Origin of the sequence: Methanobrevibacter sp. (genome assembly GCF_045577275.1) — an archaeon.
GTDB lineage: Archaea > Methanobacteriota > Methanobacteria > Methanobacteriales > Methanobacteriaceae > Methanobrevibacter.
In genome coordinates this window covers 1-1,712 of record NZ_JAZNIB010000355.1, presented here as the reverse complement: position 1 = coordinate 1,712, position 1,712 = coordinate 1, and the positions used below count along the sequence as shown (strand labels likewise).

The following is a 1,712-nucleotide window of genomic DNA, read 5'->3' as shown; positions in this document are numbered from 1 at the left end:
ATCATCTATCGGCACATATACAGCACCAATGGAGAGAATGGCCAATGCAGAAAACATATATAACTCTGAGCGCTCTAGGAAAAAGGCAATATTGTCCTGTGGACTAATTCCCATGCCCTTCAATGAATTGGCTATCCATTCTGCAATAAATGCTCCCTCAGCATAGCTATAGGACACATCATTATAGGATACGAGAGGATTGTTTGGACATCTTAGAAGATGGTCATTGAATGCATCCAGAATATCCTCATAATCCAAATCCTTTTCAGTCTGATTATTGCTGTCCAAAATATCCAAATCAGAAGATGAAACATAATTAATGTCTGATAACTCAGTGACTTTCATCATTTCTTTTAAAATTAACTTATAGCTTTCAGCAAAACTCTTTATGAAGTCATTTGAGAATTTTTGTGAATATAAAATCTTGATTCCCAATTTGTCACCATCTTCATTGAAAACAAAAAAGGATAAATCTCCCATCACATCCTGCTTTAAATCCTCAACCTTATAAGGCAAATCATCTTCACTTATCAGACTATAAAGAAGATCATGAGAATATTGGAATAGAATGTCTGAATTTAAATCATATTCCTTTGCCAACAGACGGAAAGGATAGAGATCATATTTCATGGCAGAGCTTATCAAGCCACTTGAATAATCTAGGAAAGGCATGACATCCTGATTCTTACAGTCTATAACGAGAGGCAATGTACGAACAAACATCCCAAGAGAACCAGACAGGTCAATATGGCCCCTTCCATCCTCAATAAGATTGAAAAACACTTTAGAGGATGCACTGAATTTTGATAAGGCATAGGCAAATGCACTAGTGAAAAATTGAGTATGGGTGATTGAAGCTTTTTCCAAAAAGGAACTTAAATCATTTTTGTCAATGTCAAAGACATCAATATATTCAAAATCAGAACTTTCCTCTGATTTTACAGAAGGCAGCAATTCGTATACCTCATCAACATCCTCCAACATTGAATCAAAGAACAGTGAAGCCTCTTCCATATACTCTGAAGATATGTTCTCTTCATATGAAATCTCTCTCAAAAGACCTGTATCGATTGAATCAATGTCATTGCCCTCTAAAATTGACAGCAAACTGTCCAATAAGATATTAGCGGAAGTACCATCAAAAATCAGGTGATGGCAATCCATGCACAATGAAATGGACTCCCCATCATTTACAATTAAAAAACGGGACAATGACTTTTCAAAATCAAATGGCCTTATGAATGACGGAATGTCATTTTCCATCCCTTGGGATACTTCAACATCTCCATCAAATCTAAATGATAAAGCATCATCTTCATTAACAACACGAGCAGACAATGCAGGATAAATTTCCAATAACCTATTGATTGCATTTTTAATGTCTGCTACTGAATAAGAATCCTTAAATTCTATTTTGAATGGATTGTTGTATGCAGTGCCCATATCATTTACGCTTTCATCCAAGTAAACGTTTAATTGTGATTCAGACAAAGGACAGGAATCTTCAAAGCTGTAATTCACCTTGATTGGGGAATGAACATCTAAATTATATTTAATGTAATCTGAAATCCTAATCGGTGTTCGAAGCTCCATGATTTGAGCGGAAGACAAATGAATCCCTAATCTCTCATTCAATATCAATTGAAGTTTCATTAGAGACAATGAGTTTCCTCCCAATTGGATAAAATCATCATCCAATAGGACACTGTCAT

The 1,712-nt window shown here is 35.3% G+C and carries 1 protein-coding gene; it reads right to left on the bottom strand.

All coding sequences use genetic code 11. The annotated features are described in order from the left end of the window. A partial coding sequence (locus tag ACKI67_RS10335) for a condensation domain-containing protein (protein WP_407463452.1) occupies nucleotides 1-1,712 on the bottom strand: 1,712 nt, incomplete at both ends.